This is a genomic window from Arthrobacter sp. GMC3, from assembly GCF_002929305.1.
Classification (GTDB): domain Bacteria; phylum Actinomycetota; class Actinomycetes; order Actinomycetales; family Micrococcaceae; genus Specibacter.
Genome location: NZ_PJIO01000003.1, coordinates 227,497 through 242,105, shown reverse-complemented (window position 1 = coordinate 242,105; position 14,609 = coordinate 227,497). Strand labels below are relative to the sequence as shown.

17 protein-coding genes are annotated in these 14,609 nt (G+C 60.5%); 5 read left to right on the top strand and 12 right to left on the bottom strand.

The window, feature by feature from the left end:
• Positions 1 to 155: 155 nt before the first annotated feature.
• From CXQ94_RS07270 to CXQ94_RS07230, 9 genes are all read right to left on the bottom strand, one after another.
• The gene (locus tag CXQ94_RS07270; RefSeq protein WP_258066830.1) at positions 156 to 1,748 is read right to left on the bottom strand and encodes an alpha-amylase family glycosyl hydrolase; all 1,593 of its coding nucleotides are present in this window, start codon (positions 1,746 to 1,748) and stop codon (positions 156 to 158) included.
• Positions 1,745 to 2,635, bottom strand: a complete 891-nt coding sequence (locus tag CXQ94_RS07265) for a carbohydrate ABC transporter permease (protein ID WP_219816996.1) — start codon at positions 2,633 to 2,635, stop codon at positions 1,745 to 1,747. The genes CXQ94_RS07270 and CXQ94_RS07265 overlap by 4 nt, the downstream gene beginning before the upstream one ends.
• Positions 2,632 to 3,678, bottom strand: a complete 1,047-nt coding sequence (locus CXQ94_RS07260; protein ID WP_181034109.1) for a carbohydrate ABC transporter permease — start codon at positions 3,676 to 3,678, stop codon at positions 2,632 to 2,634. Before CXQ94_RS07260 ends, CXQ94_RS07265 begins: the two co-directional genes overlap by 4 nt.
• A 66-nt stretch (positions 3,679 to 3,744) precedes the next feature.
• Entirely contained in the window at positions 3,745 to 5,061 is a 1,317-nt protein-coding gene (locus CXQ94_RS07255; RefSeq protein ID WP_104087795.1) for an ABC transporter substrate-binding protein, read from the bottom strand.
• Between the two features lie 117 nt (positions 5,062 to 5,178).
• Positions 5,179 to 6,162: a LacI family DNA-binding transcriptional regulator gene (locus CXQ94_RS07250; protein ID WP_104087792.1), complete on the bottom strand. Its 984-nt coding sequence runs from the start codon at positions 6,160 to 6,162 to the stop codon at positions 5,179 to 5,181.
• A 217-nt stretch (positions 6,163 to 6,379) separates the two neighbouring features.
• Positions 6,380 to 7,144, bottom strand: a complete 765-nt coding sequence (locus CXQ94_RS07245) for an ABC transporter permease (protein ID WP_104087789.1) — start codon at positions 7,142 to 7,144, stop codon at positions 6,380 to 6,382.
• Complete coding sequence (locus CXQ94_RS07240; RefSeq protein WP_104087786.1) at positions 7,141 to 7,965, bottom strand: ABC transporter ATP-binding protein; 825 nt, start codon at positions 7,963 to 7,965, stop codon at positions 7,141 to 7,143. Before CXQ94_RS07240 ends, CXQ94_RS07245 begins: the two co-directional genes overlap by 4 nt.
• 25 nt (positions 7,966 to 7,990) lie before the next feature.
• Positions 7,991 to 8,356 carry a DUF1048 domain-containing protein gene (locus CXQ94_RS07235; protein WP_104087783.1) on the bottom strand — a complete coding sequence of 122 codons (366 nt, stop codon included), beginning with the start codon at positions 8,354 to 8,356 and terminating at the stop codon, positions 7,991 to 7,993.
• 1 nt (position 8,357) lies between these two features.
• Positions 8,358 to 8,687: a PadR family transcriptional regulator gene (locus tag CXQ94_RS07230; protein WP_104087780.1), complete on the bottom strand. Its 330-nt coding sequence runs from the start codon at positions 8,685 to 8,687 to the stop codon at positions 8,358 to 8,360.
• Positions 8,688 to 8,829: 142 nt separating this feature from the next.
• On the opposite strand from CXQ94_RS07230, the gene CXQ94_RS07225 reads away from it, so the two are divergent.
• Entirely contained in the window at positions 8,830 to 9,825 is a 996-nt protein-coding gene (locus tag CXQ94_RS07225) for a S9 family peptidase (protein ID WP_104088470.1), read from the top strand.
• A 30-nt stretch (positions 9,826 to 9,855) separates the two neighbouring features.
• Entirely contained in the window at positions 9,856 to 11,019 is a 1,164-nt protein-coding gene (locus CXQ94_RS07220; protein ID WP_219816995.1) for a hypothetical protein, read from the top strand.
• Positions 11,020 to 11,035: 16 nt separating this feature from the next.
• Here the strand turns inward: CXQ94_RS07220 and CXQ94_RS07215 are convergent, their stop codons facing one another.
• Positions 11,036 to 11,551: a hypothetical protein gene (locus tag CXQ94_RS07215; protein WP_104087777.1), complete on the bottom strand. Its 516-nt coding sequence runs from the start codon at positions 11,549 to 11,551 to the stop codon at positions 11,036 to 11,038.
• 236 nt (positions 11,552 to 11,787) lie between these two features.
• On the opposite strand from CXQ94_RS07215, the gene CXQ94_RS07210 reads away from it, so the two are divergent.
• Positions 11,788 to 12,231, top strand: a complete 444-nt coding sequence (locus CXQ94_RS07210; protein WP_104087774.1) for a hypothetical protein — start codon at positions 11,788 to 11,790, stop codon at positions 12,229 to 12,231.
• A gap of 179 nt (positions 12,232 to 12,410) precedes the next feature.
• On the opposite strand, the gene CXQ94_RS22505 is transcribed toward CXQ94_RS07210, so the two are convergent.
• Entirely contained in the window at positions 12,411 to 12,578 is a 168-nt protein-coding gene (locus CXQ94_RS22505) for a hypothetical protein (RefSeq protein WP_181034108.1), read from the bottom strand.
• A 17-nt stretch (positions 12,579 to 12,595) separates the two neighbouring features.
• Positions 12,596 to 12,946, bottom strand: coding sequence for a metalloregulator ArsR/SmtB family transcription factor (locus tag CXQ94_RS07200; RefSeq protein ID WP_104087768.1), 351 nt, complete (start codon positions 12,944 to 12,946; stop codon positions 12,596 to 12,598).
• A 97-nt stretch (positions 12,947 to 13,043) separates the two neighbouring features.
• Between CXQ94_RS07200 and arsB the strand changes: the two genes are divergently transcribed.
• Together arsB and CXQ94_RS07190 are read left to right on the top strand one after the other, a co-directional pair.
• Complete coding sequence (arsB, locus tag CXQ94_RS07195; RefSeq protein WP_104087766.1) at positions 13,044 to 14,180, top strand: ACR3 family arsenite efflux transporter; 1,137 nt, start codon at positions 13,044 to 13,046, stop codon at positions 14,178 to 14,180.
• Positions 14,177 to 14,599 carry an arsenate reductase ArsC gene (locus CXQ94_RS07190; protein WP_104087763.1) on the top strand — a complete coding sequence of 141 codons (423 nt, stop codon included), beginning with the start codon at positions 14,177 to 14,179 and terminating at the stop codon, positions 14,597 to 14,599. The genes arsB and CXQ94_RS07190 overlap by 4 nt, the downstream gene beginning before the upstream one ends.
• The last annotated feature ends 10 nt before the right edge of the window (positions 14,600 to 14,609 follow it).

Below are 14,609 nucleotides of genomic sequence, written 5' to 3'. Positions count from 1 at the left end.
CACGATCGTCACGAATGTTCAATGCGATCAAGGGATTGGAAACCGGCGACAGGCTTGGGGGGACGGACCTGTCGCCGGTGTCGATCGGGCAGATGGCGAATCGGCGCAACTGCGCCTCTGGGATTTAAGGACCAGCCCAGAGGTGGCTAGGTGATTTAGTTCTGCACGATCCAGGCGCTGTTTCCCGGTTCCAGCCAACCGGCCGCCTGAAGGGGCCTGGCGCTGATGAGAACCTCCCCGGCGGGCAAGCGCACACGCCCGGTTCCCATGGCCATGGCAATGCAGATGTTCTCCTGTCGCTGACACAGCAGGAGTCCACCTGCCTGCACAGTCCAGGAGACGTCGTCGTGCTTGCCAAAAATGCCGCGCCCGGTGAGGTGTCTGCGCAGTTCAACAGCTCTGCGCAGTAGCTGCAAGGACGAGTCGGGATCGTGGTGTTGGCGTTCGATTGCGTAATTGCCCCAGCCCTCAGGGACGGGCAACCAAGGGGAATCTGGCAGCTGTCCCTGCGAGAACCCGTGGCTTCGGTGGCTTTCCTGAGTCCAGGGGAGCGGGATCCGTGCCCCGTCACGGCATACCCCGCCCCGGCTCCACATCGGATCTACCCGTTCCGCTACGGGAACGTGTACCTCCGGCAGACCAAGTTCCTGTCCTTGGTAGATGTAGGCGGCACCGGGCAGCCCCAGGATGGTCAGCAATGCCGCGCGCGCCCGTTCGCTGCCCGTGGCACCACCGCCGTATCGGGTGGCTGAACGGACAAGGTCATGATTTTCCAGCGCCCAGGTGGGAGGTGCCCCATGGGTTTGGCGGGCATCTTCCAACTCGCTGCCCACACCGGCCCAGGCATCCGCGTCCCACCCAAGCCCAATGAACGCATAGGGAAACGCTTGATGCATTTCATCGGCACGGGTGTAACGTGCTGCGCGGGCCGGATCAAGATTGACCTCACCCACCAACAGTCGGTGCGGTGTGTATTCCTGGGCAAGCCGTCGCCACCTCCTGTACACCTCGTGGACGTCCTCCTGGTCCGAGACCAAGGGGTTCGATCGAAGCCCGTCAACCACGGCGGTGACAGACGGGGCATCTGGGAGGCCAGGAGCCTTGAAAAGGGCATGGGCGACGTCGATCCGCAAACCATCCACCCCCTTGTCGAACCAAAACCGCAGAACAGACTCAAAGTAGTCGCCCACCGCAGGATTCCGCCAGTTCCAATCCGGCTGGGCGGACGAAAACAAGTGCAGGTACCAGTCCTTATCGTCCACGGATTCTGGAGATGCACGGCTCCATGCGCCACCACCGAACACGCTCTGCCAGTTGTTCGGCGGCAGCCCGTCGTGGCTGCCAGGGGCGAAATGAAACATGTCCCGTTCGGGTGAGCCGGGCCCTGCCGCTAACGCCTGGCGGAAGAGGGGATGGGCGCTGGAGCAGTGGTTGGGAACTACATCCAGGAGCACGCGCAAACCGAGAAGGTGGGCGCTCTGAAGTAGCTGGTCAAACTCCTCCATGCTGCCAAAAAGTGGGTCGACGCCGCAGTAATCGCTGACATCGTAGCCCTGGTCAACCTGTGGTGAGGGTTGGAACGGAGTCATCCAGATCGCATCAACACCCAGCGATGCAATATAGGGCAACCGCTCCATTAGGCCAGTCAAATCACCAATTCCATCGCCGTTCCCGTCCGCGAAGGAACGTGGATACACCTGGTAGATGACAGCTGAATCCCACCAGGTATCCGTCATGGTGGCGGTCATTTGCCAGCCCCCGATGTCAGACCTTCCACAATTCGTCGCTGGAAGACCAGCACCATGATCACCAGCGGAATGGTCACAATTACACCGGCAGCCATTTGTTCACCAAAGGGGGCCTGGAACTCTGTTGCGCCAGTGAACTTTGAGATGGCAACGGTTGCGGTCTGGATCCTAGGATCGTTGACCATGGAGAGTGCAATGATGAACTCGTTCCAACTGTGGATGAAGGTAAGAATTGCGGTCGTAAAGATCCCCGGCGCTGCCAGCGGGAGCAGGACCTTGCGAAACGCCTGCCATTTGGTGCAGCCATCGATCATGGCCGCTTCTTCCAGATCGAAGGGCAGGGACTTCATGAAGGTGGTGAGATTCCAGACGGCCAGCGGGATAGCGAAGGAAAGATTTGGCACAATCATTGCCTGGTAAGTGTTGATCCAGCCAATGTTCGTGAAGAACTTCAGCAACGGCACCACCACGGAAATCCCGGGAAACATTGAGGTGGCAATGATGACCCCGAGAATGACTGACTTGAACCTGAAGTTGAGCCGGGAGATGGCGTAGGCGGCGAAAATGCCCAGAACCAGGGCCGCCGCGGTGGTCACACCTGCCACGATCAAACTGTTCAGGAGGGCCTGGCCAAACATCGTTGATCCGTCGAAGACCTTGACATAGTTCTCCAGCGAGAAGGGCGCAGGCAGCAAGGAGTTATCGAAGATGTCTGCTGTGCGCCGGAGGCTGGAGACAATCATCCAGTAGAAGGGTGCCAGGCAATAGATCAAGATTGCTGCCAGTCCCGCGTAGACGGTGTAGGAGCCCCACCGCGGCTTCTTGGGGGCAAGGACTGCTTTGTTGCTTTGCGTCTGGGAGAGGGACCGGAGTTCGGTGATGGTCATGATGCGGGTCCAGCCTTCTGTGAACGGGTCTTCTTGCGTGCAAGTCGCAGCTCTTTTGTCCCTGTGACGTCCGCGCCGAGCACTTTGACGAAGACCACAGCGACGACAGCAACGTAGAGGAAAAGGATGACGGCGAACGCGGACGCGGAGCCATAGCGCAGTTGGTTCGACTCATCCCAGGCCAACATGGAGAGGGTTTCCACTGAGTCCTTGCCGGGTCCGATGAGCACGAATGGAAGGTCAAACATTCGCAGGGCGTCAAGGAGGCGGAATAGCACGGCGACCAAGAGGGTGGGCTTGACCAGGGGGAGTGTGATGGAGCCCAACTGACGCCACCAGCCGGCACCGTCGATCTTGGCTGCTTCGTATACTTCCTCGGGGATGACCTGCATCCCGGCCAGGACCAGCAGGCCGATGAACGGGGCGGTCTTCCATACTTCGGCAACAATCACCGCAATCTTGGAAGCCGCGCCTTCGGCCGTCCACAGAATTTCACTGCCCAAAAGGTTATTGGCAATACCGTCAGACTGGAAGATCCAGCGCCACAACAGGCCCGAGACGGCGGTGGGGACTGCCCAGGGGATCAAGATACTTGCGCGAAGGAACGATCGTCCACGAAAAGCCCGGTTCATGGCTAGGGCCAGTATGAGACCCAGGATCGTCTCCAGTGAAACTGTCGTGAGGGTGAAGAAGGTGGTGTTAGCGAAAGCGTTCAGGAACCGGTCGCCGGCGTCGCCAGTCAGCAAGTTCAGGTAGTTACCTAGGCCTACAAATGTCTCCCCCTCCGTGACAAAACCGTCGGCGTCGATGCCGGTCTGATCGGCGTAAAGGGATTGGTGGATGGCAGAGATCAGCGGATAAGCAATGACCAGGGCCAAAACGACGGCGGTGGGGGACAGTAATAAGGCCGCCATGCGGCCCTCGCCCAACTGGCCCTGACCCAGCCGTCGGTCTTTGGCCCGACGTTGGCCAGGAGGTTTAAGGGGGCCCGGGGCCTGTGATTCTAAAACGCTCCCGGGGTGGGAGGTTGTCGTGGAGGTCATGCGTGGATACCTATCCGATCGGTGCGGCGGCCCGGTGGACATCTCCCACCGGGCCGCCCCGCTTAGTTACTTGGAGGAAAGCGCCGCAAGCTTGGCCTGCATGTCGGCCAGGGCAGTGTTCGTGTCCTTCTTTCCTGAAATGGCTGCATACGCTTCTTCCTGAATGGCCTTGGTCGTGGCGCCGTACTGGACCACCTTGGGGCGGGGCTGGGCGTTGTCCAGGGAGACCAGGAGGGTCGGGAAGAAGGGGCGCTTGGCTACGACGGCCGGGTTCGTGTAGAGCGAGGCGTACACCGGGGCGCGGGAGCTCAAGGCAAGGCGCTTCTCGGCCTGGTCCTCACTGGTGAAGAATTTGATGAATTCCAGGGCTGTGGCCTTGTTTTGGGTGAAGGGTGAGATGGCCAGATTGCGCCCGCCCAAGGTAGATACGCCGGGCCCGGAAATGCCGGGGATGGAGGTGACGTTGAATTTATTGGCGACCGAACTTGAACCGTCGGTGGCGCTCAGGGATGCGTAGACGAAGGGCCAGTTGCGCAGGAAGAGAACTTTGCCCTCCTGGAACGCGCGCCGTCCCTGCTCCTCTTGGTAGGTGATGGCGTCACTGGGGAACAGGCCGTCCTTGAAACCGTCAACCAATGCGGAAAGTCCTTGTTTTGCCGCCGCGGTGTCCACCGTGGGCTTCCCCTCGGAGTCAACCAGGGTGCCGCCTGCGGATGCCACGGCTTCGGTGAAGTTGACGGTCAGCCCTTCGTTCTTATCAAACTGGCCCGTGTAGCAGGACATGCCTGCAGCTTGGGGCAGGGCCAGTACGGCCTTGCAAGCAGTTTTCATCTCGTCCCACGTTTTTGGCGGCGCCGCGATCCCCGCGGCCTCCAAAAGATCGCTCCGGTAGTAGAACAGGGCACCATCGGTGTAGTAAGGCGCGGCGTAAAGTGTGTCGCGGTAGGTGGCGGCATTCACCGTTGCGTCAATCATGCTCCCAACGGGCAGGGCGTCCTTTGGCAGGGGCATGATCCACTTGTTGGCGGCGAACTCGGACGTCCACACCACATCGAGGTTGACGACGCCGAAGGTGTCGGCCTTGATTTGTGCGTTTTGAACCAATTGTTGACGTTGCTGGTCAGCGGAGTCCGGCAGCTCCACAACGCTGACTTTCTCATCCGGATGGGAGGCGTTCCATTCATCTATGCTCTTTTGGGCAGCGCCGGAGGCATCGCGGGAAGAAACATAGTTGATGGGTCCCTTGCCTTCAAACGCCGCCGCGGGGCTTGCTGCCTTGGTCTGCGGCGTACTGGCGCCACATGCTGTCAGGGCGACAGCGGCGATTGCAAGTGAGGCGGACGTAGTGAGAATGGATTGCCAGGTGCGGCTGCGTTGAATCATGGATGCTCCTTGGTTTGTGTTGTTTTCGTGCAGGGTGGAAGGAACGACGGCGGGCGCAGGAATGCGCCAGCGCTCGCGTTGAGTGGTGGGAAAGTGAGGGTGTGGCCGGCCGGATGCTTAGCTGGTGCGGCGAGGAGGGGCTGTGGAGCCGCGTTCAACGAGCCGGTGGGGCATGACTTTTGGGCCGAGGTTTCGGGCCCGCAAGAGTTTTGTGACGGCGGTCCTGCCCATCTCTTCCAAGGGTTGGGCCATGGTGCTCAGGGTGGGTTGCACATGCCGGGCCGTGGAGGTGTCATCGAATCCGAGAACAGAGACATCTTCGGGGACCCTGCGGCCGAGTCTTTGCAGTTCATTGACCACGGCGACGCCCATCTCGTCACTAACGGCAAAGATCGCGGTGAGTGCCGGATCTTGCGCCAGTAGTTCCCCCAAACCCTGGGCTCCACTTTCATAGAAAAAGGTGCCCGTCGTTGTAACAGGTATGCAGCGGGCCTCGGTCATGGCACGCATATAGCCCTGGGACCTTGGCTTGGCGACGTAGATTGAGCTGGGGTCTCCGGCCAGGAGCCCGATGCGACGGTGTCCCAGGCCCAGAAGATACCGTGTGGCATCGTAGGCGGCCTTTTCGTCGTCGATGGCAACGGCGGGGGAGCCGGACTTGTCACTGATGGCCACCGAGATCACGGGGATATTCGGGCCCAGCAGCTGACGAATTTCGGGCGTGATGACAGCGGAGATCAGTACGACGCCGGCGGCCCGGTAGGTGCGCAACGTGCGCAGGTAGCTGGCGATGAATGTCGACTTAACGCCTGTGCGGCCCAGCATCACCGCGTAACCGCCTTCCTGGGCAGCGATTTCAATGCCCTGCATCACCTGGGACGCCAATGCATCGGACACCATGGGTGCAAGCACCCCGATTACGGATGTTTGGCGTGTTTTTAGTCCTCGTGCCAGGTAGTCGGTCTCGTAGTCAAGGGCGTTGACGGCCTGCTCGACGCGAGTCCGGGTTGCGTCAGAGTAGCCAACCAGCCCATTGACAACCCGGGAAACGGTGGCCGGAGACACTCCTGCGTGCCTGGCTACATCCCTGATGGTGGCCACCGATTCTCCTCATCTTCGAGTGTTACGCAAACGGTTTACGTAAACGGTTTCGTGATTTGCTTCACCCAGCATAAAACTCGACGCGGCCGAATGCGGTGCGTTTCGTAAACAGAAGACCAAACAGCCCCCAGATGAATCACTGGGGGCTGTTGCGTGAGGGCACCTCACATGGTTGCTTCTTGGACCTCGCTCTGCGACTGATCTGCTCTTGGAATGCTCAACCGGAGATCTTGCGCCGGTAGGCGGCCATGGCTAAAACGTAGGCGATTACCAGGATGCCCAGGCACCAGGCCAGGGCAACCCAGATGTCGGTGCCAACGGGCTGCTGGGCGAATAGGTTCCGGATCGTGTCCACGATCGAGGTAACCGGCTGGTTCTCGGCGAAGGCGCGCACCGGGCCGGGCATGCTGGCTGTGGGAACGAATGCCGAGCTGATGAACGGAAGGAAGATCAGCGGGTAAGAAAACGCGCTGGCCCCGTCCACGGTCTTCGCGGAAAGGCCAGCAATGACGGCCAGCCACGTCAGCGCCAGGGTGAATAGGATCAAAATCCCGGCAACTGCCAACCATGTAAGTACTCCGGCGCCTGTGCGGAAACCCATGAGCAGGGAAACCAGCACCACCACGGCCACAGAGACCAAGTTTGCAACTAGTGATGTCAGCACGTGAGCCCAGAGCACGGAGGAGCGGGCGATCGGCATGGACTGGAATCGTTCGAAGATTCCGCCCTTCAAGTCCAGGAAGAGCCGGTAGGCAGTGTAGGCGACGCCCGAGGCAATGGTGATGAGCAAGATGCCAGGCAGCAGGTAACTCACATAGGAATCGGATCCGGTATTGATGGCACCGCCGAACACGTAGACAAACAGCAGTAGGAACGCGATCGGCATGATGGTGGTCGTGATAATAGTGTCCGGGCTGCGCAGGATGTGGCGTAGGGACCGTCCCAAGAGGACGGTGGTGTCGCCAATGAAGTGCTTGTTCATGGCTTTTCCTCACTGTTCACGGTGGTGCTGAGGTCCCCGGCGTCGCCATCCTTTCCGTTGTCGCCCACAATGGCGAAGAAGACGTCTTCGAGAGTGGGCTGCTTCTCCACGTATTCAACCTTGGCCGGCGGCAGCAGCGCCTTGAGCTCGGGCAGGGTGCCGTTGACGATGATCCGCCCCTCGTGGAGGATGGCTATCCGGTCGGCGAGGTGTTCGGCCTCATCCAGGTATTGCGTGGTCAGCAGCACCGTGGTGCCGTGGGCGGCGAGTTCCTTGACCGCCTGCCACACTTCAATACGTGCCGCGGGGTCCAACCCCGTGGTCGGCTCGTCAAGGAAGATCACCTCCGGGTTTCCGATCAGGCTCATGGCGATGTCGAGGCGTCGACGCATTCCGCCGGAGTAGGTGGCAACTTTCCGCCCTGCCGCCTCGGTGAGCGTGAATCGATCGAGCAGCTCTTCGGCGATGGTGCCCGGGTTCTTCAGGTGTCGCAAGCGGGCCACCAGCACCAGGTTTTCCCGCCCGGTGAGGATTTCATCAACGGCCGCAAACTGCCCCGTGAGGCTGATGGATTCACGTACCTGCGCCGCCTGTGTGGCGACATCGTAGCCATTGACGGCGGCAGCGCCGGCGTCGGCCGCCAGCAGGGTCGCCAGAATGTTTATCACCGTGGTCTTGCCGGCCCCGTTCGAGCCGAGGAGGGCGAAAATGCTGCCCTGCGTCACGTCGAAGTCGACGCCGCGCAGCACCTCCACCTTCTTATAGGACTTTTGCAGTCCCTGCACGTGGATCGCAGGCCCCGTGGCCTGATGGGTTGTCATGTCCTAGTCCTTACATCTCGTGTGGTTACGGTTCTGTGTCCGCGGCGCCGTCGATTGCCTTGTTGAGCCGCTCGCGTTCCTTGTCGATCCACTGCTTGCCGCCGTAGGCCGCGGAGAATGTGTCGGCGAAATCGACGGGGTCTTCCCCAACGATTGAACGTACGGGGGTTCCGTCCACAGCTGCGCGCTCCCAAAGATCGACGAAGTCGCCCATCATTTTCAGAGCGGTCTCACCATCTGTGACGCCCCCGTTGTACATGAAGTACCGCTGCAGTGCCTTAGCGGCTGTGCCGTAGGGCTCTGGCAGGGAGTCGATCCGGGTCTTGTACTGCTTGTACTGCTTCTTTTGTTCGAGCGATCCGGTGACCAGCTCGATCCACTTCACTGCCATTTCACTTTCCTCCTTGTTGGAGCTTTCCGAGCCGTTCTGCGAGGAAGCTCCACGTCCTCCAGAACTCTTCGAGATAAACCTGACCTTTGGTGTTCAGCGAATACACCTTGCGTGGCGGCCCCTTCTCCGAGGGGACTTTTTCCACCTCGACCAGACCATTGCGCTCCATCCGCACGAGCAACGCATAAACGGTGCCCTCGGCAATATCGGAGAAACCCTGTTCACGTAGCTGGGTCGTAATCTCGTAGCCGTATGCAGGCGCTCCGGCCAGGATCGCCAGGACGATCCCTTCCAGCGTGCCCTTGAGCATCTCTGTCATCTGCTTGCCCATTAGGCACCTCCTCGAACTACTCAGTAGTGCTAGCTACCACTACATAGTAGCACCAAGTAGTTGACGTGCAAGCTCTTTTTGAACAAAGTTTTTCTCCTGTGTGATGGTTGCCGGGTATCAAGTTCGCTGTGAGACTGTGATCATGACGAGTTCTTTTGACATGTCCTGGACGCTGGATGGGATCGCCATGGAGGGCACGGTTGTCCGGCCCGACGGCGAGGGTCCATTCCCAGCGGTGGTCCTTGTGGCTGGCAGTGGCCCCACCGACCGGGATTGGTGTTCGCCGCTGCTTCCCGGGAGCAATGGCAGTGGGAGGCTTTTTGCGCAGGCGTTCGCCGACGCCGGCATTCTTTCGCTGCGCTATGACAAGCGAGCGTCGGGACCGCATGCGATGGAAAACGTCACGAAGCTTTTCGGGAAGGTGAGCATGAGTTCCCACCTGGACGAGCTTGTCGCGGCGGTTGGGGCGCTTTGCGCACTGGACTTCGTTGACACTTCACAACTGGTGGGCTTCGGCAACAGCGAGGGCGCCCTCCATGTGCTCCACTACGCGACAAGCACCCAGGAGGTTCCCTTCGCCGCGGTGGTGCTCGCAGCACCACCGGGGCGCCCGATCCAAGACGTGCTGCTGTCCCAGCTGGCCCTGCAATCCAGCCAGTTTCCCGGAGGGGCGCAGTTGATGCCCAAGGTCGAGGCGGCCGCTGCGCGCTACGCGGCTGGAGAGCCAATGAATCCCGACCCCGCCCTGCCTGACAGTGTGAAGATGGTCCTGGCAAGCTTCGAGGCCCCGATGAATCTGCCGCTGGCCCGCGAGCTGTGGGTGGAATCCACCTGCGATTCTCTCGTGAACGTGCAAATCCCTACGCTGGTGCTCATCGGCGGCAGGGACGTGCAGATCGACGAGCACGCCGACGGCGTCCCGCTCCAAGAGGCCGCCGCGGGCATGGCGAACGTGACCTTCGCCTTCCCGCCCAACGCCAATCATGTTTTCAAGGAAGACACCCGTACCCCCGCAGAGGTGGCCGCGTCGCCGGGGAACGGCTACAACGAGCCAGGTACTCGCCTTGACCCGGAAGCCCTGGAGACGATCCTTTCCTGGCTGGCTCGGACGCTCGGTCCGGGACGAACCGACGCGTAAGCCAATGACGGAGACTAGCGAAAGGGTGTCTTGAGCGTACTCGTGTGGGTCTGTTTTTCCGTCGGAGCAGTTGGTGTGCTCCTGACATGGATGAGTGTGATCGGAACACTGATCGTGCCCCGGCCCACACGCAGCGTCGTCTCCGAGGTTACGGGCCAGGTCACCGCGAAGTTGTTTCTTGCCTTGACGAAGCCGGTCACTGCCTATGAAACTCGTGACCGGATCCTTGCCTGGCAGTCACCGATGTCGTTGTTTGTCCGCCTGCTCGTTTGGGTGGCCTTGTTCGATATCTCCTTCACCTTGCTTCTGTTGCCCTTTGTTGGTGATGACATGTGGAAGGCCGCCAGCGAAGCAGGTTCTGCAATGTTCACACTGGGCTACGCGGCGCCGTCGAACGTTGGCAACACGGCACTGGTCTATGCGGCCGCCATTACCGGGTTGATCGTCATCGGCTTGCAGGTGGGCTACCTGCCCACCCTGTATGCGGCGTTCAACCGGCGGGAAGCTGATGTCACACTTCTGGTGTCACGGGCGGGGTCACCTGCGTGGGGGCCGGAGATCCTGGTTCGGACCCGGTATGGGATGGCCGCCCAGGACGGCACCACAGAATTGGGCGAGCTGTACCGAACCTGGGAGCGGTGGGCGGCCGAGGTGGCCGAGTCACACAGCACCTACCTGACCCTGATGTGGTTCCGCTCGCCGGCCCCATACTCAAACTGGCTCATTTCACTGCTCAGCGTGATGGATGCCGCGGCGTTGCAACTTTCCTTGAGTCCCGAGTCCGTCCCGAACACCCGTGCCCGGTTGGTGCTGCGGATGGGGTTTACCTGCATGAACCAAGTGGCGCGGGCCATCCGAATACGGGTCGAGGACGACGTTGATCCTGATGTCCCGCTCGAGGTGAGCTTTGGCGAATTCCGGGAGGCTGTGGAGCTCTTGCGGGCCGTTGATTTTCCGCTTGAGGTGACCGCGGAACAAGCCTGGCCGCATTTTCGGGGCTGGCGCGCCAACTATGAAAAGGTGGCGTACTCACTGGCTTACGCGATCGATGCCCCGCCAGCGATGTGGAGCGGGCCGCGCCGGTTCGTATATGAACCGGTCCGGCCGCACCGGCCCCTAAACCGCACCGCCAAGGAGGTCAGGCCGGACGATCCTCAGTTGATTGCCCGACGACGACGTCCAGATCTGCCCTAACGGCCCGTCTCAAGCCCTACTTCTGGCCCTTCTTGTCGTCCACGATTCCGCCAATCAACCCGCCAATTGCCCCTCCCAGCACCCCTCCTGCCGGACCGCCCAGGAGCGAGCCGATCCCCGCCCCGATGCCGGCCAGGCTTGATCCAAAACTGACCCGAGCGATCTTGACGGTAGTGGATCCGTCGGGACCCTCATTGACGTCGAAGGAACCTACCGCAACCGATGCGATGACAAGGGCCACTGGGCTCGTCTTTTTGCCCGCCAGCATTCGGCTGTACACTTCCCGCGTTTCAAAGTAGGCCCGTTGGGGGTTGCCTTTCGGCTCTCCGGCCTTATATCCGGTCTTGTAGAGCCCGAGCAGTGTCTGGGCCTCCTCATCCGTGATGAGATCGGCTGCGCTCAGCCTGGCGAGAATGGCTTCATGCTCGGCAACATAGTCTCCCTTGTGGTCGGCCGTGATGCGCCGGGCTTCCCGCCGAACGGCATGCATCAGGTCAGGTACGCCGACGATGGTGGTTGGTGTGAGTTCCATCTTGAACCTCCAGGCAATGTGATAATCGACTCGCTTATACCACACTACGCTGGAGCCCGTTTTTTGTGACCGCCTTTGAGGGTATACCTTGCGGCACGCACCACGCTTCGTCGCCGGTGGCGCAGGCCCCGCCCCCGGCCAGCTCGCTCAACCATCACATTCCTTGACTACGCCGCGCGAAACGGCGCATCATTACGACCACCGGCAAGATTCAAATCTGAGACAGGAGAACGTCAATGCCAATGATCGACGTGTACGCAACGGCAGGGACTTTCGCGGACAAACACCAGCTGGCAAAGGACCTCGCGAGCACATTGAGGATCATCGAGGGTGTTCCCGACATTCCCATGTTTCGCCAAAACACGGCCGGATTCGTCCATGAAATGCCCCAGGGAGACCTCTCCAACATCGACGGCGACACGAATTACGTTCGCGTGCAGGTGCTCACGAATGCTGGCGCACTAGACCGCGAGAAGCAACTCGCAGTGGTCTCCCAATTTACGGAACTCGTTGCCAGGGCGGCGGATGACCCAACCTTGGCGGAGCGCACATGGGTGTTGCTGACCGAGGCCGTTCCCGGTGGGTGGGGCCTGAATGGACACGCGAATACCAATGAGGAACTCGTCGCTGCAGCGCGCAAGCAGATTGGTGAGCTTCAGGCTGGGAAGACAAGCCCCTAATATTGTTGGTCAGCGACACTGGCTGGCTGCGCAGTGTAGTGCGCGGTGAGGCCCTGTTTTTAGTGGGCCTACATGCATGGTGGACCACACTCTTTACAGGCGTTGTTCGACCAAGATTGTGTCCCGCCAGATACCAGCGTAAGGCCCTTAGGTCATGTGGCCGACTCGTTCGCGGTGGCCTAACCCAGCATATTCCCGACCATGTCGACGTCGACATGGTTTAGGCGCGGGATTCTAGGGGCGAAGAAGTCCTCCATGGACGGTGTAGCTTCGGCAAAAGTGGCGTTGCCGTTGGCAATCCCTGCGGCGTAGATCCGTTCCACTTCTGCCCAATCGGTGGGTTTCATATCCCGAATTTCCGTGTTCACAGGGCCAGGATGCTTGCCGATGCAGCCTCCAAGGCGCCGGGGACTAAGGAGTAGTACGCCCAGGTGCCACGCTTTTCCCGTTTCAGCATTCCGGCATCCACCAAGATCTTCAGGTGGTGGGAGACGGTGGGCTGGCCCAGGTTCAAGGGCTCGGTGAGGTCACATACGCAGGTCCCATCGCCGTCGCCCGCTTTGACGATCGAGAGCAAGCGCAGTCTGTTTGGATCGGATAGCGCCTTGAGGATTCGGGACGATTCCACAGCGTCGGCAGCGTTGAGCGCCGGTTGCCCGCTGGGTTCGCAGCAGAGTTGATCTGTGGTTGTCTCGATCGCTGGAGCGGTGTTCATGTATCCATTATGCCCATAGATTGACAATTGTCGATATAAGGATCAATACTCTTTATATCGACAATCATCAATCTTAAGTGGACCGCCCGGGAGCCGTATGACTACCATGACCGCTACGCCCTCTTCGCCTAGAGAGACCTCGGTCGTCGGCAAGCTCTCCACCCTGGATCGTTTCCTGCCGGTCTGGATTGCCATCGCCATGGCAGTGGGCCTGCTGTTGGGCAAATTCATTCCGGGATTGAACACCGCACTGGATGCCGTGAAGATCGGCTCCGTGTCCCTGCCCATCGCCATCGGCTTGCTGGTCATGATGTACCCGGTTCTGGCCAAGGTCCGCTATAACGAGACCGGCAAGGTACTGGCCGACCGCAAGTTGATGATCACGTCCTTGATCCTGAACTGGGTGGCTGCACCTGCCTTCATGTTTGCCCTGGCCTGGATCTTCGTCCCCGATCTCCCCGAATACCGCACGGGCTTGATCATTGTGGGTCTGGCCCGCTGTATTGCCATGGTCATGATCTGGAACGACCTAGCCTGCGGTGACCGTGAAGCCGCCACCGTGCTGGTGCTCATCAACTCCGTGTTCCAGGTTTTCGCTTTCGGTGCCCTGGGCTGGTTCTACCTGCAGGTGCTGCCGGGCTGGTTGGGACTGCCGACGACGTCGGCCGACTTCTCTTTCTGGGCCATCACCGCCTCGGTGCTGATCTTCCTTGGCATACCGCTGCTGGCAGCTTTCCTGACCCGCACCATCGGCGAGAAAACCAAGGGCCGAGACTGGTATGAAGGCAAGTTCCTACCCAAGCTCGGTCCGTGGGCGCTCTACGGCTTGCTGTTCACCATCGTGCTGCTGTTCGCCCTCCAGGGTGACTCGATCACCTCGAAGCCGCTGGATGTGGCTCGCATTGCCCTCCCGCTGCTGGTCTACTTCATCGTGATCTTCACCGTCAGCATGGTGGTTGGCCGGACCTTGAAACTGGGCTATGCCAAGACCACTACGCTGGCCTTCACCGCCGCCGGGAACAACTTCGAGCTCGCCATCGCCGTCGCAATTGGCACCTTCGGCGTCACCTCCGGACAGGCCTTGGCCGGCGTCGTCGGACCCCTCATTGAGGTGCCTGCACTAGTTGCCTTGGTTTATGTTGCCCTCTGGGCGCGCAAACGATTCTTCACAAACGAGGCGTACTCAAGTTCCCCCAACACCCCGTCATTTTCCTCCAGGAGCACGAACTCATGAACACCACTGACACCGCCAAAAAGCCTTCCGTTCTCTTCGTCTGCGTGCACAACGCCGGACGCTCTCAGATGGCCGCCGCCTACCTGACCACCCTCTCCAACGGGGCCATCGAGGTCCGCTCAGCCGGATCCCAGCCCGCTGCATCGGTCAATCCGGCCGCCGTCGCCGCGATGGCCGAGGAGGGCATCGACGTGTCCACCGAGATCCCCAAGGTCCTCACCACCGACGCGGTGCGGGAGTCCGACGTCGTGATCACCATGGGCTGCGGCGACACCTGCCCCATCTTCCCCGGCAAGCGCTACGAGGACTGGGAACTAGAAGACCCCGCCGGACAGGGAGTAGAGGCTGTTCGCCCCATCCGCGACGACATCAAGGCCCGCATCCAGGCCCTCATCGCCGAACTCCTCCCCACAAGCTAAGGACAATTTC